Raw genomic sequence first — 25592 nt, 5'->3', positions numbered from 1 at the left:
GTAAGTCTATTTTGAAAGAGCACATATATACGTTAAATATTTCAGATGAACATCCAAATAGTATTACTTTACCTTATATTTTTTCCATCACACCACCAATTACATCCCTTTCCTTCGGCCTACGCCATGTTGCAAGTGAAGAGGTAAAAATTCATTATTCCTTTACTCGCGAAATCATTATTGGAAAACAAATTGCAGAGAAACTTTTACTGCCTCATTCCACTACTATCCATGCATTCACACAAAATGAAACGATTATTTTCGGACCATTAATCGGGATTTTCACAACTGGTTTTAACGATGACGCTTCTAATCCTTTAGGGAACCGTTCAACTTCTCTTGGCGAGTTACTAACGCCACCATTCACCTTACGACCATTTGTATTCGTTTTTGGTGTGCAACATATAGACTGGGAAGACGAAACAATTGAAGGGTATTTCTTTCAAGAGGAAAAGTGGATAAAGAAAAAAGTCCCTTTACCGAATGTCATTTACGATCGATTACCAAATCGGAAAGCCGAAAATTATAAACCGATCGTAAGAGCAAAAAGAAAGCTAGAGCATGACTATGCTATTCCTTGGTTTAACCCAGGGTTTTTTAATAAATGGGAAGTACATCAACTTCTTATGAAAGATGAATCCATCATGCCGTTATTACCAAACACAGAAACATTTCAGCACTTCGAACAAGTGGAACGATTTCTCGGAACGTATAAATCCATTTATATGAAACCGATTCATGGTAGCTTCGGTAGAAATATTCATCAACTATTTTATTCTCAAGCAGAGAATTGCTACTACTGTCGTTATCGCGAAAATGAAGAAAATAAACTAAGAAAGTACCAATCATTAGAAACGCTTCTGAACCATGTGTTAAAAGGACATGATTTAAAAAAGTTTATCGTACAACAAGGTATCTCCTTGCTACGCTTCGATGGGCAGCCTGTTGATTTCCGCATTCATACAAATAAAAATCATTTCGGCCAATGGATGGTCAGTGCAATCGTCGCAAAAATTGCTGGCAAAGGTAGCTTAACAACGCATGTAAATAGCGGTGGCGATACGAAATTGCTACAAGAACTTTTTCCTGATTCAACGAAACAAATTCAAATTGAAAATAAATTAAAACATACAGCCTTACAAATTAGTTACGCACTCGATGAACAAGTAACCGGAAATATTGGAGAAATCGGTTTTGATATCGGTTTAGACACGCAGGAAAACCCGTGGCTCTTTGAAGCAAACTCTAAACCAGGGCGAACTGTATTCCAAGATGCCAAGTTAAAAGAACAGAGTGAACTAACGCGCCAATTATTTTACGAATATGCCATCTACTTAACTGAACACTCTTTGCGCGATACAAAAGAAAAAATGTCTCAAATAAAATCAGAGACTTCCTCAAACAACGAGCATATTCCGTCTCCTATGATTCACTCACAAATACAAAAACAAAAACTTCCACCTCATTCATAAGGTGGAAGTTTTCTATTTACACAAGTTTTACTACAAACTCTGTTTCCACGTTACATACTCCGCAATAAAAAATATGATTGCAATATTCATTTGAATTATTATGTGTCAATCCATCTACTGCACTTAATAATTCTTGGTCCATATACGCACTATAATCGTCTATGTAATCTACAGCCTTCCCATAATCTTGGAGTATACTTTGGCAATTTTGACAAGAATATGTTTGTGATTCTAATGCGTTGCAAAGCGGGCAAATTCCCATCACGATTCCTCCATATAATTGTATCTAGCTACGTATAGGAGCGGCTTGCCCCTTTCTCACTTACATTTACCTCAAAATAGCAGGATACAAAAAGAAAAATATATTTCATATCGCTCTTAGTTTTACCTTCTTTCTAAAAAATAAAACGATTACTCTTATTTCATAATTTACGAAATCACTAAGATTTTTTTACAAAATTTACAAATTATTATTTCGTATATCTTTCTAGGTAACATCCATACTATGAGTACAAACTTAATTACCGATGGATTAGCGCCAAACGGGGCGATAATCTGGTTCAACTCCAGCTAGTCCAACCAAAAAATTTTTATAACTCTAAGGAGGATATATTCCTATGGCAAACCAAAATTCTTCAAATCAATTAGTAGTACCAGGAGCAACAGCTGCAATCGACCAAATGAAGTACGAAATCGCTCAAGAATTTGGTGTACAATTAGGAGCAGATTCTACAGCTCGTGCTAACGGTTCTGTTGGTGGCGAAATCACAAAACGTCTAGTTGCAATGGCTGAGCAAAGCCTTGGCGGATTCCACAAATAAATATATATGGCAAAAAGGTCTCAAGGCATATGCCTTGAGACCTTCCTTCATTTATTGCAACATTTGTAAAAACTTCTTCGTACGTTCTTCTTTTGGATTTGTAAATACTTCTTCTGGTGTACCTTGTTCGACAACGACACCGCCATCCATGAAAATAACACGGTTCGCAATTTGATGTGCAAAACGCATTTCGTGCGTTACAATGACCATCGTCATACCTTCTTTAGCAAGTTCTTTCATTACTTTCAGAACTTCTTGAACGAGTTCAGGATCAAGCGCTGACGTCGGCTCATCAAATAGTAACACTTCTGGTTCCATTGCAAGCGCGCGAGCAATTCCAACGCGCTGTTGTTGTCCGCCTGATAATTGGAACGGATATAAATCCACTTTATCTGCTAAACCAACTTTTTCAAGGAAATAGTTTGCTTTTTTCTTCGCTTCTTCTTTCCCCATCTTTTTCACTGTAACGAGCCCTTCCATTACATTTTGAAGTGCTGTTAAATGCGGGAATAGATTATGGTGCTGGAATACCATACCTGTTTGCGTACGAAGGTTGACAATATCTTTCTTCGTTACTTTTTGAGAGAAGTTAAGCTCTTTATTACCGATACGAATATGACCAGCGTTTGGCGTTTCTAATACGTTAAGGCAACGCAGGAATGTCGTTTTACCAGATCCAGACGGCCCGATAATAACAACAACCTCGCCCTTCTCAACTGTTAAATCTATATGCTTTAGTACGGTATTATCTCCGAAACTTTTTTGTAAGTGCTGAATTGAAATCATAAAAACAAAAACTCCTTTTGTAAAAGGATTATTTTAATGTATAGCGTTCTGAACGCTTTTCTAACATCTGTTGTACGATTGATAATAAGAAACAAATAACCCAATAAATAAGACCTGCTTCAAAATAAACAATTAAAAACTCATAGTTCATTGCCGCAATTTCCTGCGCTTTTCGGAACATTTCTGTTACTAAAATTAACGATGCTAATGAAGTATCTTTCACTAAGCTAATAAATGTATTCGAAAGCGGCGGAATTGATACGCGCGTTGCTTGCGGTAAAATAACACGTTTTAACGCTTGCGGATATGTCATTCCAATTGTGTAAGCTGCTTCCCACTGCCCTTTCGGAATGGAAAGGATAGAAGCACGAATAATTTCAGATGCATACGCACCGACATTTAATGAAAATCCAACAACTGCTGCTGTATATGGCTCAACTTCAATATTAAGAGTTGGCAGACCATAGAAAATAATAAATAACTGTACAAGAAGTGGCGTTCCGCGAATGATAGATACATAGATACGAGCAATCCATTGTAAAATACGACTACCTGAAATACGTGCAAGCGCCGTTAACGTTGCCAGTATAAGACCGATAATAAATGTAATAAGCGTTAATGGAATTGTCGTAAAAACAGCTTCCTTCAGCATAGGCATGAAGGAAGTCTGCATAATATCCATCCAAGTAGACAATCGATCTGAAATCAATGCACTACTTAGATACATTTTCACCAAACCATTTTTTCGTTATTTTGTCATACGTACCGTCTTTTTTCATATCTTCTAACGCTTTATCTACTTCTTGTACAAGCTTAGTGCTACCTTTACGGAATAAGAATCCACTTTCTGAAGCTTCTTTTTCTGTATCTACAATTTTAATTTTCGCATCTTTTTTCGTTTCTAAATAATTTAACACTGATAATTTATCATTGATTGTGAAATCAACGCGCCCTGAAGCTAATAGTTCTGCTGCTTGGCTAAATCCTTCTACACCAACGATTTCCGCACCATTTTTCTTAGCGATATCTGCATAGTTACTTGTTAAAGATTGTGCTCCTTTTAATCCTTTTACATCAGCAAATGTAGCAGGTTTATCTTTATCTTTTGCGATAACTAATGCCGCTGAAGATGAAATGTAGGGTTTAGAGAAGTCGTATTTCTTTTGACGATCTTCACGAATACCAACTTCGTTTGCAACCATATCGAAACGTTTTGCATCTAAACCAGCAAGTAAGCTATCCCATTGCGTTTCTTTAAATACAGGTTTTACACCTAAACGTTTTGCAACTTCTTCTGATAGTTCAACGTCAAATCCAGTTAATTTATTGCTTGAATCGTGGAACGTAAATGGTGGGTATGTACCTTCTGTACCAATTACAAGTTCACCGCTTTGTTTAATCTTTTGTAACGCGTCTTGACTAGCTGTATCTTTTTTCTCTTCTTTACCGCAGCCGGCTACAATCCCGATCGCTAATGTAGTTACTGCAAGTACTGAAAATAATTTCTTCATGATGGTAATCCTCCAAGTATTCTGATAGGAATTTAAAAACTATATTGATTGTATGCAATCTTGAACAATTTTTCAATGAAAATGTTCTTATTTAGTTTATCCTTTTTCTTCATAATCAAACAAAAAGGAAAAACAATGCTACATACAAAAAATAAGTAACATTTTTTAATATAGCATTTATTGTACGAAAGGTAAAATAATACTTCTTATTTAATTGCCGTGATTCACTAAAAAAGAACTTGTGAAAATCACAAGTTCCTCCCCATACCTATTAAGCGCTCTGATTCCCTTCCATTTGCGTTTTGTACATATCGTAATAACGCCCGCGCTTTTTCATTAATTCATCATGAGACCCTTTTTCTAAAATCGTCCCTCTATCCAGCACGATAATTTGATCTGCACTTTTAATTGTTGAAAGACGGTGGGCAATAATAAATGTCGTTCTTCCTTTTTTCACAACTTCTAGCGCTTGTTGAATCATCGCCTCTGTTTCTGTATCGATACTAGATGTCGCTTCATCTAATATTAAAATGGCTGGGTCAAAAGCGAGCGCCCTAGCAAACGATATAAGCTGACGTTCTCCGGTTGAAAGTGTACTTCCTTTCTCCGTAATTTCTTCATTTATATTGTTCGCAAATCTTTCAGCACCTACATCACGCAATGCTTTTACGATGCGCTCTTTTGAAATATTTTCATTTTCTAAACTAACATTAGATGCTACTGTTCCGCTAAATAAAAATGGATCTTGCAGTACAATTCCCATATGTTCACGAGTTGCTTGTTTCGGCATCTCTTTTACGTCATGACCGTCAATTGTAAGCTTTCCTTTTTCAAACTCGTAAAACTGAAAGAGTACATTCATAATGGAACTTTTTCCTGAGCCAGTATGACCGACAAGTGCGACTGTCTCGCCTTGTTTCGCTTCAAATGAAATATTTTTTAACACTTCATCTTTTCCATTATAAGAAAACGACACATTATCAAACTTCACATTTCCTTGTATGCGAGGTATACGTTCTTCTTCTACCGCTTCCCCTTTTTCCTCTAATAATTCAAAAACACGTTCTGATGCAACGCGCGATTGTTCTAAGTTAGCAAGCTGATTCACCATATTTGTAATCGGTGAGAATAATCGTGTTAAATAATCAACGAACGCATATAGTATCCCTAGAGAAATGACGCCTGTAGCACTTAATGAAGCACCGCCGAAATACCAAATTACTCCTGTGAAAGCGATATTTCTTAATACACCTACTAAGTTATGCGAAGTTGCTGCATTTAAATTTAAAATTTTATTTTGATACTTAAAATAATCGCCATTTAATTCTTCAAATTCTTTTTTCGTTTCACGCTCTTGACGGAACGCTTGAATAATTGGCATCCCTTGAATGGATTCATTCACTGTTCCGTTAATATCAGATAAACGCGAATGCATTTTATGATTGTATACAGACGCGTACTTTCTATATAAAATAGCCCAAACAATTAAAATTGGGATGATGAGTAAACATAACGTCGCCAATTTTACATCAAGTAAAAATAGCGCAGCGAATATCCCAATAATATAGATGATACTTGAAACGAATGTTGCAAGCACCGTTACATATAAATCACGAATAGCCTCTGTATCATTCGTTACACGCGACACAATTTTCCCTGCTGGTAAATGATCAAAATAACGAATCGGCAACGTTTGAATATGAGAAAAGACATCTTCCCTCATAATTTGAATAATTTTGTTCGCTGCCTTCTGTAAGAAAAACTGCTTTCCGTATGCAAACAATGATACGACTACTAATAAAGCGAAGTATCCACCACCAAGTAATAATAGACGGTTTATTTCTGGTTTATAAAACGAAAACACTTCTTCTTTCGTCAATGCTTTCGCTTTATACACTTGCACCGCCTTACCATTTTGAAGGGTAATCATATCACCTTTTACAGTCCGTGACCCTTCTAGATTTACTTTATTCGGTACAAAGTAATATTGAAAACCGACTTGCATCACGCGTACTTCTTTTCCTTTTTTCTCACCTTCCTGGAAGCGATCGCTTCGCTTATAAAAGGCGCCATTATACGAAACAGCCTCTTCACTCTTTTCTGTTTCATACCAAGGCTTCTCTATTCCAACGATATGATCGTCAATCATCGTTTTCGCGACGAAAGGACCAGCAAGCTCTGCGATGACGAAAATAAATAACATTAGCATCGCTGCAAAAATCGTCCCTTTTACTTTCATTGCGTATTGAAACAATCGTTTTGAAACGCTCATATTTTCACCCCACTATCCGCACTTTCACTTTCTCCTTGTTGTCTTTCAAACTGTTCCGCATACCAGCCTCCCTTTTGAATAAGCTGATCATGCGTACCTTCTTCTATTACTTCTCCTTCATCCATCACGAGAATCCAATCCGCATGTTGTACGGCAGATAAACGGTGCGTCGTAATAATCGTCGTCTTTCCGCTTCTCTCTGTTCTTATATTTTCAATGATCGCTGCTTCCGTACGAGCATCAACAGCTGATAAAGAATCATCTAAAATTAATATTTCCGGATTTTGAATAACAGCTCGTGCAATCGAAATCCTTTGTTTTTGCCCTCCTGATAAGGAAACACCTTTCTCTCCGACGAGCGTTTCTAACCCTTCTGGTAAAAACTCTAAGTCTTTTTTAAACGCTGCAATTTCAATCGCTTTCTCGAGTTCCTCTTCCGTCGCTTCCCTATTTCCGAATAAAATATTTTCCCTCGCTGTTTTTGAGAATAAAATATGTTCCTGCGGTACATAACCAATCCACCCAAGCACATTTTCATTTGTCATTTGATCTAACGTCACATCAGAGACTGCAATAGCTCCATCTCCAAGCGGATATTGGCGAAGAAGCTGACGTACGAGCGTCGTTTTTCCGCTTCCTGTTTTTCCAACAACACCAAGCGTTTCCCCTTGTTTTAATGTAAACGAAACCTTTTTTAAATTTGTTTCAGTTGATGAAGGATATGAAAAGGTAACATCATCAAACTGAATATAATCCGGCTCTTGTACAAGCTTTGGATGTTTCGGATCCTTTACATCTGGTTCATACGCTAACGTTTCATTTACACGGTCGAGTGACGCATTGCCTCTTTGCATAACATTGATTAATTCACCAATTGCAAACATCGGCCAAATCATCATCCCTAAATACACGTTAAAGGAAACAAGTTCACCAAGTGTCACCTTTGATTGAAATACAAGATATGCGCCATACACTAAACCAATTAAATAACTAAGACCGACAAGCATTTTCACAGTTGGCTGGAATAGTGCATCAATTCTAGCTACTTTCATATTCTTTTCGTAGACGTCATCTCCTAATTGATGAAATCTTTCCTGATCTACATTCTCTTGTACATACGCACGAATAACACGCACGCCAGCAATCGATTCTAATACTTTATCGTTCATATCACCGAACGCATCTTGCGCAACTGTAAATCTTTCATGCAATTTCTTTCCATATATATTCATCGCATACGCCATAATTGGAAGCGGTATAAGTGCCGCAAATGTAAGCTCCCAACTAATTGTAAATCCCATCATAAAGACAATCGTAAGCATATATAAACTCGAATCAACGAGCGTTAATATACCGAAACCAGCTGTCATAGCGATTGCTTTTAAATCATTTGTCGCTCTCGCCATTAAATCACCAGTACGATTTTTTTGATAAAAAGTCGGCGTCATCTTAAGTAAATGCCCCATAAATTTAGAGCGCATTGTTTTCTCAAGCACGAATGCACCGCCAAACAATTGATGTTGCCATACGAAAGTGAGGCCATACCCAACTATCGTAACCCCAATTAAAATAAGAATAGACTGTATAATAGCTTCGTTCGATAACGTTCCTGTTTTTATATTATCTATCGTAACCCCTAACACTTTCGGGGGAATAACTTCAACTATATTCACAATTAAAAGAGCTCCAATGGCGATACTATATCTCTTCCAGTGCTCCTTAAAAAACCACTTTAACTTTAGTAATACTGAAAACAATGTAATCTCTCCCTTCTCGTTCTCGTTTATCTCTCATTTCTTTATCCGCTATCCAGACCCATTACATTTACATTTCGTAACCCATACAATCTCATCACATTTTTCCACCTTCCAAAGTTTTATTTAGTAACATGGAAAATAAACAAAAAAAAGCATACCGCCGCTTGACGATATGCACAAAAATGCATAAAAGCGTACGTTACGATATACGCAACGTACGCTTTTTATAAGACAAAAATGCCCTATATATCCGCACGGGTTGCGTAATGATATAAATGTTTTCTGCCATTTAACAGAGCTAAACCCATTACATTTACGATTACAATCATTACGCACACCCCCTTCATTTATTTTCCATTTATAATCTTATAACTTTATTGAGTATTCTGTCAATTGTTTTTTTTACAAATTGAATAAAAACATATGATCCATCATTTCGAAATAAGGGAATGTTCTGTAAGAAAGGGCATACAAAATAAAAACTTCATAAGAAATCGTTTTCACAAATATTTCATTTGAAAAATGTTATCAAACCCCATACAATCACCTTATACTCACTCTTACAAGTTGCTATTTTAGGAGGACTAATCATGACAACTAGCAATACGTACAAATTTTATTTAAATGGAGAATGGAGAGAAAGCTCTTCAGGAGAAACGATTGAAATTCCATCTCCATACTTACACGAAGTAATTGGACAAGTACAAGCAATTACTCGCGGAGAAGTAGATGAAGCAATTGCATCTGCAAAGGAAGCTCAAAAATCATGGGCGGAAGCTTCTCTACAAGATCGCGCAAAGTATTTATATAAATGGGCTGATGAGCTCGTAAATATGCAGGATGAAATTGCCGATATCATTATGAAAGAAGTCGGTAAAGGATATAAAGATGCGAAGAAAGAAGTTGTTCGTACAGCTGATTTCATTCGTTATACGATTGAAGAAGCTTTACATATGCACGGGGAAAGCATGATGGGCGATAGCTTCCCGGGCGGTACAAAATCAAAACTTGCGATTATCCAACGCGCACCACTTGGTGTTGTATTAGCAATCGCACCATTTAACTACCCAGTAAACTTATCTGCTGCAAAACTTGCACCAGCATTAATTATGGGTAACGCTGTTATTTTCAAACCAGCAACTCAAGGTGCAATTAGCGGTATTAAAATGGTGGAAGCACTTCATAAAGCTGGCCTTCCAAAAGGTCTTGTAAACGTAGCGACAGGACGTGGTTCTGTAATTGGTGACTACTTAGTAGAACACGAAGGCATCAATATGGTATCGTTCACAGGTGGTACAAACACAGGTAAACATTTAGCGAAAAAAGCTTCAATGATTCCACTTGTATTAGAACTTGGTGGTAAAGACCCTGGTATCGTTCGTGAAGATGCTGACTTACAAGATGCTGCAAACCATATCGTAAGCGGTGCATTCTCTTACTCTGGTCAACGTTGTACAGCTATTAAACGTGTACTTGTACACGAAAACGTAGCAGACGAGCTTGTTGGCTTATTAAAAGAGCAAGTAGCTAACCTATCAGTTGGATCTCCAGAACAAGACAGCACAATCGTTCCATTAATCGACGATAAATCTGCTGACTTCGTTCAAGGTTTAGTTGACGACGCTGTGGAAAAAGGTGCAACAATCGTTATCGGTAATAAACGTGAGCGTAACTTAATTTATCCAACATTAATCGACCACGTAACAGAAGAAATGAAAGTTGCTTGGGAAGAGCCATTTGGCCCAATCCTTCCAATCATTCGTGTTTCTTCAGATGAGCAAGCAATTGAAATTGCTAACAAATCAGAGTTCGGTCTGCAAGCAAGTGTCTTCACTAAAGACATTAACAAAGCATTTGCAATTGCTAACAAAATCGAAACTGGTTCTGTTCAAATTAACGGACGCACAGAGCGCGGTCCTGACCACTTCCCATTCATCGGTGTAAAAGGTTCAGGTATGGGCGCACAAGGTATTCGTAAGAGCCTTGAGTCTATGACACGTGAAAAAGTAACTGTATTAAACTTAGTTTAATCTTATACAAAGAAGCTGATCTAGTTTTAGATCAGCTTCTTTTCTATATATACTTCCAAAAAACAGAGTATTTCGTTCTACTTCCGATTTGGTTTTCCAAACCGAACTAAAACATGCCATAATAATTTTAATTCTTGAAGCACTTCCTCATAAGTTCCACGATCACTCCAAGATAATGGATTGTGTTTCAAATCCGCTACAGCAGAACCGATTATATTTGCATCGATACAATTATGTCGTGCAATACGTCTTGCCAAAGATGGCATTTTGGAACCTCTAAAATCCATTGGAACTTCGTCTACCGGCAGTACAAAACCCATGTGCCAATACAAATCAATAGCATACTTCAGGCAAATTTCTTCTAAAGTTCTTCCTACATCCGTCCCCTTAAATGAAGGATCTACAACAAGAGCTTCCACGTCTTCTTTAAGAGAAATCTCTCCATGAACTTGCGCTTCAATATAATGATTAAGATTACGGGCTGGCTCTTTGCTTACTAAATCTATAAACGGCCTTTCCATGTTAGCCAGTAAATGATTAACTAATCTTGTTGGAGTCAAATTCCCTTCACCAATTGCACACTCTCTTACGAATGTCTCTTCCAAAAGAGCAGCTAAAATCATATCAAACTCCTCATAAGTCCCCTTTTCTTTTGGATCTTGATGCGAATCTAAATACGTATATGTAGAGCGAGAAGAAACTTTTGGAGATAAGAGAAAATAACATGATCCAAAACGCGGAGCCGGCCCATCTGGATGTAACATCAAATTTAGCGCCCCATACTTTGGCCGTTGATCATTCGTTACACCTTCCAATTGATATGCTCCTCCAAATATTCTCTGTTCCCAAAGGTCACGTTCACCGCCAGGATAAGCAGATACGCTTCCGTTAGATAGCAATGTTTCAAACTGACTTTTATATATTCCTTGCTCAAACAATGCTTCAGCAACACTTTTCATACTCGAATCGAGTCTGTCTGGATGAAAGTGTAAAGCGATCCTTGCATGAGATTTTAAGTTAGCCACAGCTTCTTCAAATATTTCATCTGTAATATTACACATGTTAAGTATATGATTAATTGTTGCTTTCGCCTCACGTTTTTCGTTCTCTGCATATTTTGAAATATACTCTAAAGCAAATAATTGAGACCTTGATAATTCCATAATCCAATCTCCCCTTTAATTGAAATGACCTTAATCCTTTCAATTAAAAGTGCATTTTTTCCTTCTTATGCAACTAACCTAGTGTATTGAACAAAAAGTACTTTCATACAGTCTAATTACAGATGCGAGCATTCTTTACGGGTAAATCCACACATTCTACAGAAATGTGATATCCTAGCCAACGCTCAGCAATATGTTCAAATGATAAGGCAGAGCCTGTTGTAAAAAATCGATGCTCAGGATTCAGATTGTCAGACAAAATTCCTTTGTGCTGTAAAATTGTGCTTAACTCTATCGCTGTTTCTTCTGCAGAACTAATAATCGTTACATCCTCTCCTAGTTCCTTTTTAATATAAGACTCTAAAAGTGGATAATGTGTACACCCAAGAATTAACGTATCTATATCTTCTTTCGTTAATGGCAGTAAAGCTTGTTTCACTTGCTCGGTTACATATGCTGTATCTTCTAATTGATTTTCTACAACTGTAGCTAAGGTCGGGCACGCATGACTATGCACTTTCAAATATGTATCAAGCTCATGCAATGCTTTTTCGTACATATTAGATTTTATCGTACCTACAGTTCCAATTACTCCGATTTTTCCTTTCTTTGTCACTTTAATTGCCGCTCTTGCTCCTGGATGGATAACGCCAATAACCGGAATAGAAAGTGCTTCTTGCAGCGCAGTCAATGCAGCAGCTGCAGCAGTATTACATGCTACAACTAGAGCTTTTAACGGAAACTGTTTGAGGAACTCAACCATTTCAAATACGAAAGATTGTACCTCTTCTACACTTCTTGGCCCATACGGACAACGCTCATTATCACCAATATAATAAATGCTCTCTTTAGGCAATTGTCTTATAATTTCGCTCGCAACTGTTAATCCCCCAACTCCCGAATCTAACACACCTATTACTGAATGTTTATGACATACAGACATATACTTCATCCCCTTTTCAATCATCTAGCGCCAACAACATTTATTATATTATGAAAATTCAATATTACATAATAATCCCTCTTACTTTTAATCACAAACTCTTCTCTATAATCTGATTATTATTATATCCATTGACGTATAAAAATTCATTTGTTACTCTTAAATACGTTAAATTAATATTTAAATCCTCATTCGTATCTCGGTGAGGTAGAGGTTGCAGTCATTAAGAGTATCATTTCAGGAGATGTAGTGGCATTGATGAACGAATGAGAAAGGAATGATTGCCGAAGTAAGCCCGTGTCCACCATGCACGCTTGCTGGGTCTGCTACTTAATAAGTGCAGAACTGTCACAAACGTTTCGTTTGTGGAGAGCTATCGAGAGGTATGTCGTGGGTTTCTTATAAGATGGAAAGCATGTAGCGGCAAATTACGTGCTTTTTTTGTTTTGTTTGGGACTTCTCTTCCTGACTCAGGAAGACATACATATCTCCTCGCTTGACTTGGTTATACTAACTTTGGAGGTATTTTCTATGCAACAAAAAAAATGGGGCTTTTGGGTACTCACAGCTTTCGTTGTCGGTAACATGGTTGGCGCTGGTATTTTCATGGTGCCAAGTACGTTGGCACAAACAGCAAGCCCTCTCGGTGTCACTTTAGCTTGGTTAACAACAGGGTTTGGTGTTTTAATGCTAGCTCTTGTTTTCGGTAATTTAGCAATTCGTCGTCCTGATTTAACGACAGGGCCACAAAGTCATGCATATGCTTTATTCTCAACACCAAAAAAGAAAAAAATGGCTGGTTTCAGTATGGTATGGGGATATTGGGTTGCAAACTGGGCAAGTAACGTTGCCATCATTACATCATTTGCGGGATATTTATCACTCTTCTTCCCAATTATGAAAGATACACGACTACTATTTTCAATCGGTTCTTTTAATGTAGAAGTCGGAAAACTAATTACATTTACGATTTGTTCCATCTTACTTTGGGGAACTCATATTATATTAACAAACGGTGTAAGCGGAGCTGGAAAGCTAAACTTCTTAGCAACAACAACGAAAGTAACTGGATTCCTATTATTCATCGTCGTTACATTATTTGCATTCGAAGCTTCTAAGTTTGGACAATGGTACACACCGATGATCGATAAATCAGGTGTATCACACGGCCTTCTTTCACAAGTAAACTTAGCTGCTCTTACGACGCTTTGGGCATTTATCGGAATTGAATCAGCGGTTCTTTTATCAAACCGTGCTGTTTCTCCAAAAACGGTAAAACGCGCAACAGTTGCGGGATTACTTATTACAGTTGCGATTTACTTAGGAATTACAATTTTAACAATGGGTGTACTTCACATTGATAAATTACAAGCTTCTGAACGTCCATTAGCAGATGCACTAAACGCTGCAATGGGTCATGGCGGCGGGAAACTGATGGCATTACTTGCTCTTACTTCCCTATTCGGTTCCATCTTAGGCTGGATTTTATTAAGCTCAGAAGTACCATATCAAGCAGCAAAAGAAGGTTTCTTCCCTTCCTTCTTCACAAAAACAAACAAAAAAGGAAGTCCAATTTATTCATTACGATTAACAAACATTATGTCGCAAGTGTTCTTATTCTCAACATTATCAGGAACAATTGCGGAAGCTTATACATTCGTTATTACTGTATCGACACTGGCCTACCTCATTCCATATCTCGTTTCACCAATCTTCCAGTTAAAACTAGTCGCAACTGGTGAAACGTATAAAAATGAAATGCGGGCAAGAATTACAGATGGCATAGTCGCAGTGATTGCACTTTGCTACGCACTGTGGGTTATTAAAACAGGAGCAGCCGATATAAAAACATTCCTTCTCGGAATTGGTTTATTCGTAATCGGCTTTGCCTTCTATCCATTAATGAATCGTGATCAGAAAAAAAATAACGAAAAGAAAAACGGGCAAGTTGCATAACGCAATTTGCTCGTTTTTTCTTTTACAAAACATATATAATAGAACAAAGAGGTGAAAAACATGTCAATCGAATCACTATGGAGCAGCCGTTTCCAACAACATATGCAAAATATCATTACATACTTTGCACGTATGATTAACGGTTTACTATATAGCTTTATCTTTATTTCATGCGTTGGCGCATACTACTATGCTCAGTTTCTAAAAGCATCTCCTTCTAAAGGAATATCTTTACTACTCATCACGATTGTACTTACATTCATTATAACGAGATGCCCTATTCGTACATTTATTCAAAAACCTGACGCTGTCTATTTACTAGCACTAGAAGAGAAATTAACTTCTTATTTCAAAAAATCTCTTCTATACAATTACATCATTCAGCTTTTCCCATTATTATTTACGTTCCTTATTCTCGTTCCGCTTGCACTGCAATCATTACAATTAACGATACCTTTCTTATGTACAATCTTTATCATTTTAATGGTTACGAAAGCTTGGAACATATACATACATTGGATGTGGCGTGATCGTCACGAAAAAAATATATGGCTGATTATTCGTATTGCTTGTAACGCCCTAGTCATTTATATGCTGTTTTATGCGGCAAATGTTCTCATATTGGGCGGATTACTTTTACTGCTTGCTTTCCTGCTTCTTTATACGAAAAAACAGCCTACAAAACGAATACCATGGGATTACATAATCGAGCAAGAAGAAAAAATGAACGTTCGTTTTTATCAATTTGCTAGCATCTTCACTGATGTTCCGCAACTAAATAAGCAAGTAAATAAAAGAAAATGGCTTACAACTTGGATTGAACCTTTATTACATAAAAAACGAGCAACTTTCTTCTATTTACATACACTCGCATTTTTACGCGGGAATGATTATTTCGGTATATATATTCGCTTAGGGTTGATCGGTGCCTTCGCCTTATATTTTATACCAAACATATACGTAAAAGGCGCTATCGCATATATCGTCCTATATATGATTTCTATGCAGCTCCGTTCCCTATGGAAATATTTTTCGGGAGATATTATTGTAGCATTATATCCAATTGATACTGAAAAACGAATGAATCAATTTCTTCACTTAATCTTTATATTGCTAAGCATTCAGCTCATTATATTTTCAATTGTTATACTCATTGCTACAGGTCAATTTTTACATAGCCTTATCATTATGATTGTCGGGTTACTCTGGATCAAATTTATTATTGTACCAAAAACGAAACAACGCGTTTCTTCGTTTTAACGAAAAGAATTATCTTAAATGCCAAGGAGAAAATAAAGTATCTCCTTGGCTTTTTTATTTTCATTCCTCAAACAAAAATCACTGAAACAACCAATATTTTATGATTTTTACATAGAAAAACGATAATACATGTTTACGTCCTAACAAAAAGGGTATCTATTAAATTAACAGAGTAAAGGAGGGGCCTATATTGTGAATAAAAAAATGGAACAATTGAAGCACCACGTTACCGACAATCAACGCAAACATGCTTTAACAACAAACCAAGGAGTAAAAATAGCCGAGGATGAATTCTCTTTAAAGATGGGCTTAAGAGGCCCAACCTTAATGGAGGATTTCCACTTTCGAGAGAAAATGACCCACTTTGATCATGAACGAATTCCTGAAAGAATTGTTCATGCGCGCGGAGTTGGCGCTCATGGTTATTTTCAGCTTTATGAATCGTTAGAAGCATATACAAAAGCAGATTTTCTTACTAACCCTTCAAAAAAGACACCTGTATTTGTACGGTTCTCGACCGTTCAAGGCTCTAAAGGATCCAATGACACAGTAAGAGATGTACGCGGATTCGCCACAAAATTTTATACAGATGAAGGTAACTATGATTTAGTAGGTAATAATATGCCTGTATTCTTTATCCAAGATGCTATTAAATTCCCTGATTTTGTCCATGCAGTTAAACCAGAACCACATAATGATATTCCTCAGGGAGCTAGCGCTCATGATACATTTTGGGATTTTGTTGCGCATAATCCCGAGTCTACTCATATGGTTATGTGGCAGATGAGCGACCGTGCTATTCCGCGTAGTTTACGAATGATGGAAGGTTTTGGGGTTCATACATTTCGACTTATTAATAAAGAAGGAAAAGCCCACTTCGTAAAATTTCATTGGAAACCTACCCTCGGGGTTCATTCATTAGTATGGGATGAAGCTCAAAGGATTGCTGGGAAAAACCCTGATTTCCATCGTCAAGATTTATATGAAGCAATTGAAAAGGGCGATTATCCAGAATGGGAGCTTGGATTGCAGCTAATTCCAGAAGAAGATGAGCATGCATTTGATTTTGATATTTTAGATCCAACGAAATTATGGCCAGAAGAAGAAGTTCCTGTAAAACTAGTTGGTAAAATGACATTGAACAAAAATGTTGATAACTTCTTTGCAGAAACGGAGCAGGTAGCTTTCCACCCTGGCCATGTCGTACCAGGTATTGATTTTTCAAATGATCCTCTTCTGCAAGGAAGATTGTTCTCCTATACAGATACACAATTATCTCGTTTAGGAGGCCCTAATTTTCACCAAATTCCTATTAACCAGCCCGTATGTCCTTTTCATAATAATCAACGTGATGGCATGCATCAAATGCAGATTCATCGCGGTCAAACAAGCTATCACCCTAATGGCTTAAATAATAATCAACCAGCAACCGTGCAAGCTGAACAGGGCGGATATGAGCATTATCAAGAAAAGATTGATGGACATAAAATTAGGGGGCGCAGTAAAAGCTTTCTTAACTTTTATTCGCAAGCTAAACTTTTCTACAATAGTATGAACCCTATTGAAAAGCAGCACATAAAAGATGCATTTTGCTTTGAAGTTGGGAAGTGCAAATCAGACATGGTGAAGGCAAATGTAATTGCTCTACTGAATCATGTCGATCGTCAATTAGCAAAGGAAGTCGCTAACATGATTGGAGCCCCTTTGCCTAAAGAAAATCACGAAATAAATTCGGATGCAAAATCACCTGCACTAAGCATGTCCAACACTATTTTTAAAGCTGATTCCAAAAATGTGGCAATTCTATTGAATGGTGACCCAAGCGTCGCCCTTCTGTCCGAATGGATTCAAGCTTTTGTACAACACCGAATGAACTATAGCATCATAGATAATAAAATTCATCAGTTCAATGATTCCATTAAAGTAACGGATACTTATACAACAGCAGACTCTGCACTTTTTGATGCGGTATTAGTGTTTAGTAGCGAATCTGTCATTCAACCCCCTGTTTTAGAATTTGCAGAAACTACTTTTAAACACTTTAAACCGATAGCCTATGTCCTTAGCGATCCTCATGCTTTAGACAATAGTAAAATCAAATTAGATGGAGCAGGAATTTACAACTTAACAAACACTTCAATTGAGTCATTTATAGAAGGCATTGCCCAAGGACGATTCTGGAACCGATAATATAATATAAGGAGCGGATTAAAATGAGTAAAAAAATTGCTATTTTAATAACGGATTATTTCGAGGACACAGAATACACAGAGCCAACAGAAGCTTTTAAACAAAAGGGATATGAATTAACAACTATTGAAACAGAAAAAGGTAAAACAGTACACGGTAAACAAGGAAAAAGTGAAATTGTAATTGATAAAGGTATCGATGATGTTTCTCCAGAGAACTTTGATGCACTCTTCATACCGGGTGGATTTTCTCCAGATATACTTCGTGCGGATGAGCGTTTCGTTCACTTTAGTAAAGCATTTATGGATGCGGAAAAACCTGTTTTTGCTATTTGTCACGGACCCCAATTACTCATCACTGCACAAACACTTGAAGGACGCGATGTGACTGGATATAAATCTATTGAAGTCGATTTAAAAAACGCCGGCGGAAACTTTCACGATAAAGAAGTAGTCGTATGCCAAAATCAGCTAGTAACAAGTAGACAACCTGAGGACATCCCGGCGTTTATTGAAAAATCGTTGCGTATATTGGAATAGTTATTAAAGATTAATCAAAGTAGCTATTTAGCTACTTTGATTAATCTTTTTATTTGTATGAAAAACAAAAAAGAACCTTATTTTTAATGATCTTTTCATACACCCTCTTTTCTCTCCCCGGAACTTCTAATCACTTTTCATAAGCAGTTCTCATATAGTGAAAATGACTATACAATTCCTATCCATAAGTTAAATAATGATTTTACACATATATAAATACAAAAGATGGGAGCCTTATTTATGAATAACAATCCACCTTCAACGCCCCCAAATCCAGCGGAAACGAATAATAATGAAGTGAGCTTACAAACGTTACGCGTCATCGGACTTATTGTACTGATTAGTGGCTACATATTAGTCACTCTTTCTGAAGTAGGAACGTTAAAAAATCTTTTACTACAACCGAGCACCACTCCAAATTTAGCTGAAGTTGATCCGTTTTAAAAGCCATATGAAAAGCGATTTCTAGCATCGCTTTTCATATCGTTTTATCCAATCTGAGAAACCTCCCCCTCATACTTCTCTCTCCCAATCGCCTTCATAAATAATAAAATACTGCTCATACCAACGATAAAGTACAGAGCACTCATGCCCCAAGATGCGATAAATGAACCTAACATAACACCCAATGCCCCGTTCATTTTTGCTACTTGAAAGACCATTCCGTTAATCGCCATATATGAACCTCTCGCCTCATTTGGTACCATATCTGCCATAATAGATTGACGCACTGGCACATACATCATTTCTCCTACCGTTTGGAAAAGCCCTGCAATTAATAAAATCCATAAACTATTGCTCGTTCCGAGTATTGTAAAACCAATCGTATAAATGAATAAGCCTACATATAAAATTTTCAAATCGTTGAAGCTTTTCAGCATTTTAATAAGAAGTGCTGAACATAATACAACTAAAATTGTATTCTCTGCAGAAATCCAGCTCAGCATGCGAATACCTGTTAAATCAAACGTAACACCATTCCCGAATAAAAAGTGCACCGTTTCAAATTCCTTCTGCAAACGTACTCCTAAATAATTATTAATTTGAAACTCTAACGATAATGTACATATACTTGCTGCACAAAAAATTAAAAACGCTCTATCTTTCGTCACAACTTTATAACTATCCGCCATATCTTTTAATACATTTTTCTTCTCCACCGTTTTCCGTGCTACATACACTTCTTCCATATATACAGCCATCACATATAAAGTAATAACTGCAATCACTGTTAATCCGATAAACAATTGCAATCTATAGTTCTCAAATAGTAATCCGCCAAATATCGCTCCAATCGCAATGGATAAATTAATTGCCCAGTAGTTAATGCTGTACATCACTTTTCGATTCTCAGGTGTACTCACATCAATTAACATCGCCTCTGTCGCAGGATTCATAAGTCCAGATCCTAAACTATTCACTAGCATAAAGATAAATGTTAACCAAGGTGAATCTACATAATCGGAATTTGCAATCCCCATACAAGCAATGGAAATGACTTGTATACTTTGACCGATAATCATAACCTTTTTACGACCAAGCCGATCTCCAACATACCCACCGTACAAACCAATTACTAATGAAGCTATGACATTAATAAGTAGTAACGCACCAGCAATCGCACTACCTAACTTTATTGAAAAATAAATCGCCATAAATGGAAAAATCATCGTGGATACAGTACGTGTTAAAAACGAAGTTATAATTCTAATTTTTATATTTCGATGCATACTCCAAAATCCCATTGTTTCCCCCTCCTTATGCTTACTTATTTTACTTTGAAAAAAAGGAAGAAAAAGGTTAGAATATTCTAAAGAGTTTCCCCTTTTATAATAGAAGGAAGTGTATATATGAAAATTATGGACTATTACATTAGACTAAGACTACATGCACAAGATCAACAGCATCTGCGAAATAGCTTACAAGAATTAGCGGATGTTTTATATTGCAGTACGAAAAACGTAAAGATTTTATTAAAGAAAATGAGCGATGAGCAATTAATTAGCTGGACTCCAGGGCGAGGTCGCGGGAATAAAACGGAAATTCTATTTATACATAATTTCGTAGAAGCGATTGAGTCCTATACAGATGAACTGTTAGCGCAAGAAAAATTAAAAGATATCTTTCTTCTTTTAAAAGAACCCCTACCCCTTGCACTTCAAAAAAAGATAGAAAATAAACTACATCATCATTTTGGATACGAACCTTCAAATGATATGTACGACATACTAAAAATTCCTATATCGAGAAAGATAGTCCCATTAGATCCGGCTTTTGTGGCTGTAACTACAGAAAGCCATCTTACAAGTCAAATTTTTGATACGTTAGTCGTTTATAACGATGTTACGGAAAAAATGGAACCACACATTGCGCATACGTGGGAATTAAGCGAAGACGGGCTTACGTGGACTTTTTATTTACGAAAGGATGTATATTTTCATAACGAAACAGTTTTAACTTCTAAAGATGTACGATTTTCATTTGAAAGACTAAAAGAAGTTCACTCTCCTTTCGAATGGTTAACAGCAGAAATTGTTCAAATTAAAACGCCATCACCACTGCAAATTCGATTTCATTTAGCAAAACAAAATTTATTTTTCTTACACTATGTAAGTTCCATACAACTAGCAATTTTACCGTGTGATGCAGTTATTCAAAATCACCATTATATAGGTACTGGACCTTTCAAACTTGCCCATTACTCTGAAGATAATATCGTGCTCGAAGCGTTCACTCATTATTTTAAAGAGCGCGCTTTATTAGACCGTATTGAATTTTGGGGTATTCCTGATCATGTACAAATCGATGCTGATTATGAACTACCAAATGAAGAAGAAAATGAAAGGCATAATATACAAATAGAAGAAATAGGTTGTATTTATGCTGGCTTCAACTTTGCAAAACCTGGTCCTCATCACGACATTTACTTTCGAAAGGCTTGGAGAGAACTATATGATGTTGAAATGATACTTCGTAACATAGAAGGAAGACGAACAATTGCTGCATCAAGCTTTTTCCCTGAAAGAAGTCGCCAAGCTTCTAAAAGGTCTTACTCTTTAGAAAAAGCAAAAGAGTATTTAAAAAAGAGCACTTATAATGGAGAGACGATACATATTTACTTCTTCGCATTTAAAGATAGTGCAAATGATGCATATTTCTTAAAAGAACGATGTGACGGTCTAGGTATACAAGTAGAGCTTCACCCATTTCTCGTTTCAGATTATATGAACCGTTCTATCGATCAGCATGCCGATATTATTTTCATGGGAGAAGTGTTTGCTTCCAATCACGAACTTGCATTCTTAAATGTATTTAAAAATAAAAGTTGCTTCATAAACCGGTTCATGGACCCGCACTATGAAAAACAAATTAACTGTTTACTTGATACATTTTTATTAGAAGAAAATAAAGAAAAGCGCTACGAGCTCATGTATGAGATCGAAGAATTTTTACAAACAGAACACATCATTTTATTTAACTATCACGTTTTAAAAAGAAAGACATACCCTTCTTCTTTAAAAAACGTAACAATTGATTCATTCGGTTGGGCAAATTTTGCGAAGTTATGGATACAGCCATCCATGTCTTAAAATGTGATTCATTATAAAAGGAGAAGGTACTACATCCTTAGTAGTACCTTCTTCACATACAAATACAAACTATTATTTAATTACTTCATCTAAGTGATCCTTCAAGTTCAATAAATATTGCTCAATATCCGGATTCTTCACCACATCATAACAAGCAAAACTCTTTAACGGACTCATCCCAAGAAACTTCTGCACGCGGTGTAAATGACTAAGCGTTGATTCTAGACTTTCCCCTTCAAAGAACTTCGTCTTATCTCCAAATGAATTTTCAGGTGCATTCCAAGTTGTAGAGAACATATACTCTTTCTCTGTTAATAAACCACCTGTTCCGTATTCATCTGCACCTTTAAAGAACAAACCGTATTCATATACTTCATCCATATACGTTTTAAATAATCCTGGAACACTAAACCAATAAATCGGTGTTTGATAAATCACAACATCAGCCCATAAAAATTTATCTTGTTCTTCCTTTATATTGTATCCATCTTGAATCGTTGTTGTTTTTACTTGATGGTTCTCGCTTAATACCGCCACCATATGATCCACTAACGTTTTATTTAATCGTCCTTCCTTTGTACCGTATTTTTCATGTCCATTTATAATAAATATTTTTTTCATCGTTTTCCTCTCCCCTACTCTATTCCTCGCTTATTAACCCAAGTTGCTGTTTCAACGTAAGATTATCTTCTAAATGCCAGTCTTCCGTAATCTTTCCGTCTTTCACATGCAAAATATCTATTGCAGAAAAGCTAATATTTTTACCGTTATGCGTTCCTGTAAAAGAAAGACGAGCTGTTACTTTATCACCGACGACTAATAAATCTTCAATCTCGCAATGTATATTAGGAACGACTTTACGAAAGTTTTGTGCTGCAAACTTTAACCCTTCAACACCTTGTGGTCGCTCTTTTGGCAACGTATTATCGAAAGAAGCTCCTCTTTACCTGTATCCCAAAATGCATAAAAACGCTGCGCTGCATGAACCATTTCGGTCGCTTCCATTTTACTTAGTGAAGGATCGATTGTCATTTTTTTTGCCTTTGGCATTTCTTTTAATAACTGTACTTCAGTTTTTCCCTCCACGCCACATGCTACAAGCACAATACAAATAACAAACAAACTAAGAAATCCAAACAACTTTTTTACCCCCATGAAAATCACCTCCCCCTCATAAAAAACTTTATATTTCGTATTGCTATTGTATATACACTAACTTCCTTTATGGAAGTAGTGATATTTTTTTCATATAGTTACCAAAAGTATAGTTTTGTGATACTATAAAGCAAATTCATTCAAAAAATTTTATGGAGGCTAGTTCCATGAACAATATAGATCCAGTTGAATTAACGAAAGGTTTACCTGGCATACCTTGTCCTATCGCTAAAACGCTTGATGTAATTCGTACGAAATGGACGTTTTTAATCATTCGCGACCTTCTTATCGAAGGAACATTACGCTTTAGTGATTTACAAAAATCAATGGACGGGATTAGCCCGAAAACATTATCGCTTCGACTAAAAGAATTAGAGTCTCAAGGCATTATAACGAGAAACGTATATCCAGAAGTTCCGCCCCGTGTAGAGTACACATTAACGGATAAAGGAAAGCAATTAGAGGGGATATTTATTGAATTAAAACGGTTTGGATTAAGCTTATAAACCAAAAAAACTTACCATTGTTAAACAGGCTATAATTAGAAGTAATTATAGCCTCATTGAAACGTAAGATTAAGAAGTTAGCAGAAGAGAAGAAACAATTACGTGAGCAATTGAAGATTGCTTATGCAGATATATACAAAAAGAATTTAGAATATGAGGGGAACTTTGTCCACCTTTATTCTGTCACTAAGTAGCGTATAAATTTATATTTTATTAGTTTATCTTCACACTATTAAACGTCTCCATATGTGTGCATCAACTTAAAAATTTTATAATGCCCCCACAAGATAAAATCTATATTTTTTTCTTGTGAGGGGTATACACGCAAAGCAACTAAATCTTTGACTTGTTATTTACTAGTTCGTTGCACAAACCCTACATTTCTAGCAGGATCTCGTAAAATATTAGAGGATAAAAGAATTGAATTTCTTGAGTAAATAGTTAAGAGTTCTCTATATTTTTAATTATTTCTTTTTCAATCTTCTCAAGTTATTTTATCTAAAATATGATTAATGTGCGCCACTTAATTTAACTAAAATTTTTGCTTGCGCTTTATCATGAATTAACGCTTCAAAACCTTGTTCAGCAATATTATCTATATCAACTTTACTTGTAATAATGGATTGTGCAGGTAATCTTCCATTAGCGAGTAATTGAATGACCTCATTATAAGTTTCATTACTGTATCCCACAGATCCCATTAATTTTACGCCACTAAAGAGTAAGGAAGCAGGAGCATTAAATTGGATATCTTGAGTATGGAAGCTAATAACCATCATTGTGCCACGAACTTTAGTTGATTGAATGGCTTGATTAAATGTTGACTCAACACCTGCAGCTTCAATTGTCACATCTGCTCCATCTGGGAATAATTTACGAATTTCTTCTACAGGGTTTACTTCTTTAGCATTAAAGACATGCGTCGCACCCACTTCGGTTGCTTTGGCAAGCCGACTATCAAATAAATCAACAACAATAATATTAGAAGCACCTGCAGCTTTTGCACCTAAAACAGCAAATAGCCCAATAGGGCCTGCGCCATAAACAACAACAGTATCTCCTTCTCCTACATTTGAATCCTTAATTGATTGGAATGATACAGCTGCTGGTTCTACCATTGCTGCTACTTCTAGTGGTAAAGTATCTGGAATTTTAAAAATCGTTTTTTGTGGAAGTATCACGTATTCAGCAAACCCTCCGTCGATTTGTGCACCTACTGCGTCTAAAGTGATAAAACGTTCAGTTTCAGCATTTGAAGGATCTTTAAGCATCATTGGATAAATACATACTCTGTCCCCTTCTTTAAATTTTGTTACATGAGCACCAACCTCTGCAATTTCACCAGAAAATTCATGTCCGATTATCATATTCTTATTCATTGGTACTGAATCTGGATGCAAGTATGCATGTAAATCAGAACCACAAATACCAGCCCATGCCACTTTAACTTTTACATCATTGGGTTGTAACTCTTTTGTTTCTCTTTCCTCGATACGAATATCTTTTTCACCATACCACACTGCGGCTTTCATAAAAAATCCTCCCTCAAATAATTGGAATATTATATATAATTTTCATTTAATATTAGATCGTAATTCGTTTTTTAAAGCATAACGGTAATTCTTTTGCTCTTTAACCTTA

21 protein-coding genes, 1 pseudogene and 1 riboswitch are annotated in these 25592 nt (G+C 36.3%); of the genes and pseudogenes, 10 read left to right on the top strand and 12 right to left on the bottom strand.

Going from position 1 to position 25592, the window contains the following annotated elements; genetic code table 11:
- The first annotated feature begins 11 nt into the window (after positions 1-11).
- Complete coding sequence (locus PSR14_RS05185) at positions 12-1472, top strand: YheC/YheD family protein (protein ID WP_000658075.1); 1461 nt, start codon at positions 12-14, stop codon at positions 1470-1472.
- Between the two features lie 16 nt (positions 1473-1488).
- On the opposite strand, the gene PSR14_RS05180 is transcribed toward PSR14_RS05185, so the two are convergent.
- A complete protein-coding gene (locus PSR14_RS05180; protein WP_000510467.1) occupies positions 1489-1734 on the bottom strand; it encodes a hypothetical protein in 246 nt (81 codons plus the stop codon).
- Positions 1735-2089: 355 nt separating this feature from the next.
- Between PSR14_RS05180 and sasP the strand changes: the two genes are divergently transcribed.
- On the top strand, positions 2090-2293 hold the full coding sequence (gene sasP, locus PSR14_RS05175; RefSeq protein WP_000013338.1) for a small acid-soluble spore protein, SasP family: 204 nt from the start codon (positions 2090-2092) through the stop codon (positions 2291-2293).
- A 51-nt stretch (positions 2294-2344) separates the two neighbouring features.
- On the opposite strand, the gene PSR14_RS05170 is transcribed toward sasP, so the two are convergent.
- The 5 genes from PSR14_RS05170 to PSR14_RS05150 form a co-directional block, all read right to left on the bottom strand.
- The gene (locus PSR14_RS05170; RefSeq protein ID WP_000623602.1) at positions 2345-3079 is read right to left on the bottom strand and encodes an amino acid ABC transporter ATP-binding protein; all 735 of its coding nucleotides are present in this window, start codon (positions 3077-3079) and stop codon (positions 2345-2347) included.
- Between the two features lie 28 nt (positions 3080-3107).
- On the bottom strand, positions 3108-3806 hold the full coding sequence (locus tag PSR14_RS05165) for an amino acid ABC transporter permease (RefSeq protein ID WP_002170323.1): 699 nt from the start codon (positions 3804-3806) through the stop codon (positions 3108-3110).
- The gene (locus tag PSR14_RS05160; protein ID WP_000732854.1) at positions 3793-4590 is read right to left on the bottom strand and encodes an amino acid ABC transporter substrate-binding protein; all 798 of its coding nucleotides are present in this window, start codon (positions 4588-4590) and stop codon (positions 3793-3795) included. Before PSR14_RS05160 ends, PSR14_RS05165 begins: the two co-directional genes overlap by 14 nt.
- Before the next feature lie 271 nt (positions 4591-4861).
- Positions 4862-6862, bottom strand: a complete 2001-nt coding sequence (locus PSR14_RS05155; RefSeq protein WP_406644163.1) for an ABC transporter ATP-binding protein — start codon at positions 6860-6862, stop codon at positions 4862-4864.
- Positions 6859-8619 carry an ABC transporter ATP-binding protein gene (locus tag PSR14_RS05150; RefSeq protein WP_098487617.1) on the bottom strand — a complete coding sequence of 587 codons (1761 nt, stop codon included), beginning with the start codon at positions 8617-8619 and terminating at the stop codon, positions 6859-6861. The genes PSR14_RS05155 and PSR14_RS05150 overlap by 4 nt, the downstream gene beginning before the upstream one ends.
- Before the next feature lie 590 nt (positions 8620-9209).
- On the opposite strand from PSR14_RS05150, the gene gapN reads away from it, so the two are divergent.
- Positions 9210-10649, top strand: coding sequence for an NADP-dependent glyceraldehyde-3-phosphate dehydrogenase (gene gapN, locus PSR14_RS05145; protein ID WP_000213632.1), 1440 nt, complete (start codon positions 9210-9212; stop codon positions 10647-10649).
- Between the two features lie 77 nt (positions 10650-10726).
- Here the strand turns inward: gapN and PSR14_RS05140 are convergent, their stop codons facing one another.
- Together PSR14_RS05140 and racE are read right to left on the bottom strand one after the other, a co-directional pair.
- The gene (locus tag PSR14_RS05140) at positions 10727-11812 is read right to left on the bottom strand and encodes a DUF3626 domain-containing protein (RefSeq protein WP_074533142.1); all 1086 of its coding nucleotides are present in this window, start codon (positions 11810-11812) and stop codon (positions 10727-10729) included.
- Between the two features lie 112 nt (positions 11813-11924).
- Positions 11925-12755 carry a glutamate racemase gene (racE, locus tag PSR14_RS05135; protein WP_061536321.1) on the bottom strand — a complete coding sequence of 277 codons (831 nt, stop codon included), beginning with the start codon at positions 12753-12755 and terminating at the stop codon, positions 11925-11927.
- Positions 12756-12955: 200 nt separating this feature from the next.
- Positions 12956-13139, top strand: a riboswitch (Lysine riboswitch).
- 147 nt (positions 13140-13286) lie between these two features.
- Between racE and PSR14_RS05130 the strand changes: the two genes are divergently transcribed.
- The 5 genes from PSR14_RS05130 (at position 13287) to PSR14_RS05110 (ending at position 19144) form a co-directional block, all read left to right on the top strand.
- The gene (locus PSR14_RS05130) at positions 13287-14711 is read left to right on the top strand and encodes an amino acid permease (RefSeq protein ID WP_001186312.1); all 1425 of its coding nucleotides are present in this window, start codon (positions 13287-13289) and stop codon (positions 14709-14711) included.
- A 60-nt stretch (positions 14712-14771) separates the two neighbouring features.
- On the top strand, positions 14772-15971 hold the full coding sequence (locus tag PSR14_RS05125) for an ABC transporter permease (protein WP_098487618.1): 1200 nt from the start codon (positions 14772-14774) through the stop codon (positions 15969-15971).
- 192 nt (positions 15972-16163) lie between these two features.
- Positions 16164-18161 carry a catalase gene (locus PSR14_RS05120; RefSeq protein WP_142328674.1) on the top strand — a complete coding sequence of 666 codons (1998 nt, stop codon included), beginning with the start codon at positions 16164-16166 and terminating at the stop codon, positions 18159-18161.
- Between the two features lie 23 nt (positions 18162-18184).
- A complete protein-coding gene (locus PSR14_RS05115) occupies positions 18185-18700 on the top strand; it encodes a type 1 glutamine amidotransferase domain-containing protein (protein WP_061185590.1) in 516 nt (171 codons plus the stop codon).
- 240 nt (positions 18701-18940) lie between these two features.
- Positions 18941-19144, top strand: a complete 204-nt coding sequence (locus tag PSR14_RS05110) for a hypothetical protein (RefSeq protein ID WP_001063858.1) — start codon at positions 18941-18943, stop codon at positions 19142-19144.
- Positions 19145-19188: 44 nt separating this feature from the next.
- On the opposite strand, the gene PSR14_RS05105 is transcribed toward PSR14_RS05110, so the two are convergent.
- Positions 19189-20445: an MFS transporter gene (locus PSR14_RS05105; RefSeq protein ID WP_098487619.1), complete on the bottom strand. Its 1257-nt coding sequence runs from the start codon at positions 20443-20445 to the stop codon at positions 19189-19191.
- 105 nt (positions 20446-20550) lie between these two features.
- Between PSR14_RS05105 and PSR14_RS05100 the strand changes: the two genes are divergently transcribed.
- On the top strand, positions 20551-22290 hold the full coding sequence (locus tag PSR14_RS05100) for an SgrR family transcriptional regulator (RefSeq protein ID WP_098487620.1): 1740 nt from the start codon (positions 20551-20553) through the stop codon (positions 22288-22290).
- 72 nt (positions 22291-22362) lie between these two features.
- Here PSR14_RS05100 and PSR14_RS05095 read toward each other — a convergent pair whose 3' ends face one another.
- Positions 22363-22911, bottom strand: a complete 549-nt coding sequence (locus PSR14_RS05095) for an NAD(P)H-dependent oxidoreductase (RefSeq protein WP_000718019.1) — start codon at positions 22909-22911, stop codon at positions 22363-22365.
- Positions 22912-22930: 19 nt separating this feature from the next.
- Positions 22931-23445 (bottom strand): annotated as a pseudogene (locus PSR14_RS05090) (ester cyclase).
- Between the two features lie 167 nt (positions 23446-23612).
- On the opposite strand from PSR14_RS05090, the gene PSR14_RS05085 reads away from it, so the two are divergent.
- On the top strand, positions 23613-23951 hold the full coding sequence (locus tag PSR14_RS05085; protein WP_098487621.1) for a helix-turn-helix domain-containing protein: 339 nt from the start codon (positions 23613-23615) through the stop codon (positions 23949-23951).
- Between the two features lie 509 nt (positions 23952-24460).
- On the opposite strand, the gene PSR14_RS05080 is transcribed toward PSR14_RS05085, so the two are convergent.
- Positions 24461-25483, bottom strand: coding sequence for a 2,3-butanediol dehydrogenase (locus tag PSR14_RS05080; RefSeq protein ID WP_000642451.1), 1023 nt, complete (start codon positions 25481-25483; stop codon positions 24461-24463).
- Positions 25484-25592: the final 109 nt, after the last annotated feature.

The sequence above is a fragment of the Bacillus sp. A01H genome (genome assembly GCF_045277205.1).
Lineage (GTDB): Bacteria > Bacillota > Bacilli > Bacillales > Bacillaceae_G > Bacillus_A > Bacillus_A paranthracis.
The sequence above is the reverse complement of the archived record's forward strand: the minus strand, read 5'-3'. Positions and strand labels throughout refer to the sequence as shown.

What these genes read in the sequence shown, in the direction of transcription:
- PSR14_RS05180 (WP_000510467.1), bottom strand. Translation starts at nt 1,734, where the DNA reads ATGGGAATTTGCCCGCTTTGCAACGCATTAGAATCACAAACATATTCT.
- sasP (WP_000013338.1), top strand. Translation starts at nt 2,090, where the DNA reads ATGGCAAACCAAAATTCTTCAAATCAATTAGTAGTACCAGGAGCAACA.
- PSR14_RS05170 (WP_000623602.1), bottom strand. Translation starts at nt 3,079, where the DNA reads ATGATTTCAATTCAGCACTTACAAAAAAGTTTCGGAGATAATACCGTA.
- PSR14_RS05165 (WP_002170323.1), bottom strand. Translation starts at nt 3,806, where the DNA reads ATGTATCTAAGTAGTGCATTGATTTCAGATCGATTGTCTACTTGGATG.
- PSR14_RS05160 (WP_000732854.1), bottom strand. Translation starts at nt 4,590, where the DNA reads ATGAAGAAATTATTTTCAGTACTTGCAGTAACTACATTAGCGATCGGG.
- PSR14_RS05155 (WP_406644163.1), bottom strand. Translation starts at nt 6,862, where the DNA reads ATGAGCGTTTCAAAACGATTGTTTCAATACGCAATGAAAGTAAAAGGG.
- gapN (WP_000213632.1), top strand. Translation starts at nt 9,210, where the DNA reads ATGACAACTAGCAATACGTACAAATTTTATTTAAATGGAGAATGGAGA.
- PSR14_RS05140 (WP_074533142.1), bottom strand. Translation starts at nt 11,812, where the DNA reads ATGGAATTATCAAGGTCTCAATTATTTGCTTTAGAGTATATTTCAAAA.
- racE (WP_061536321.1), bottom strand. Translation starts at nt 12,755, where the DNA reads ATGTCTGTATGTCATAAACATTCAGTAATAGGTGTGTTAGATTCGGGA.
- PSR14_RS05130 (WP_001186312.1), top strand. Translation starts at nt 13,287, where the DNA reads ATGCAACAAAAAAAATGGGGCTTTTGGGTACTCACAGCTTTCGTTGTC.
- PSR14_RS05125 (WP_098487618.1), top strand. Translation starts at nt 14,772, where the DNA reads ATGTCAATCGAATCACTATGGAGCAGCCGTTTCCAACAACATATGCAA.
- PSR14_RS05115 (WP_061185590.1), top strand. Translation starts at nt 18,185, where the DNA reads ATGAGTAAAAAAATTGCTATTTTAATAACGGATTATTTCGAGGACACA.
- PSR14_RS05110 (WP_001063858.1), top strand. Translation starts at nt 18,941, where the DNA reads ATGAATAACAATCCACCTTCAACGCCCCCAAATCCAGCGGAAACGAAT.
- PSR14_RS05105 (WP_098487619.1), bottom strand. Translation starts at nt 20,445, where the DNA reads ATGGGATTTTGGAGTATGCATCGAAATATAAAAATTAGAATTATAACT.
- PSR14_RS05100 (WP_098487620.1), top strand. Translation starts at nt 20,551, where the DNA reads ATGAAAATTATGGACTATTACATTAGACTAAGACTACATGCACAAGAT.
- PSR14_RS05095 (WP_000718019.1), bottom strand. Translation starts at nt 22,911, where the DNA reads ATGAAAAAAATATTTATTATAAATGGACATGAAAAATACGGTACAAAG.
- PSR14_RS05085 (WP_098487621.1), top strand. Translation starts at nt 23,613, where the DNA reads ATGAACAATATAGATCCAGTTGAATTAACGAAAGGTTTACCTGGCATA.
- PSR14_RS05080 (WP_000642451.1), bottom strand. Translation starts at nt 25,483, where the DNA reads ATGAAAGCCGCAGTGTGGTATGGTGAAAAAGATATTCGTATCGAGGAA.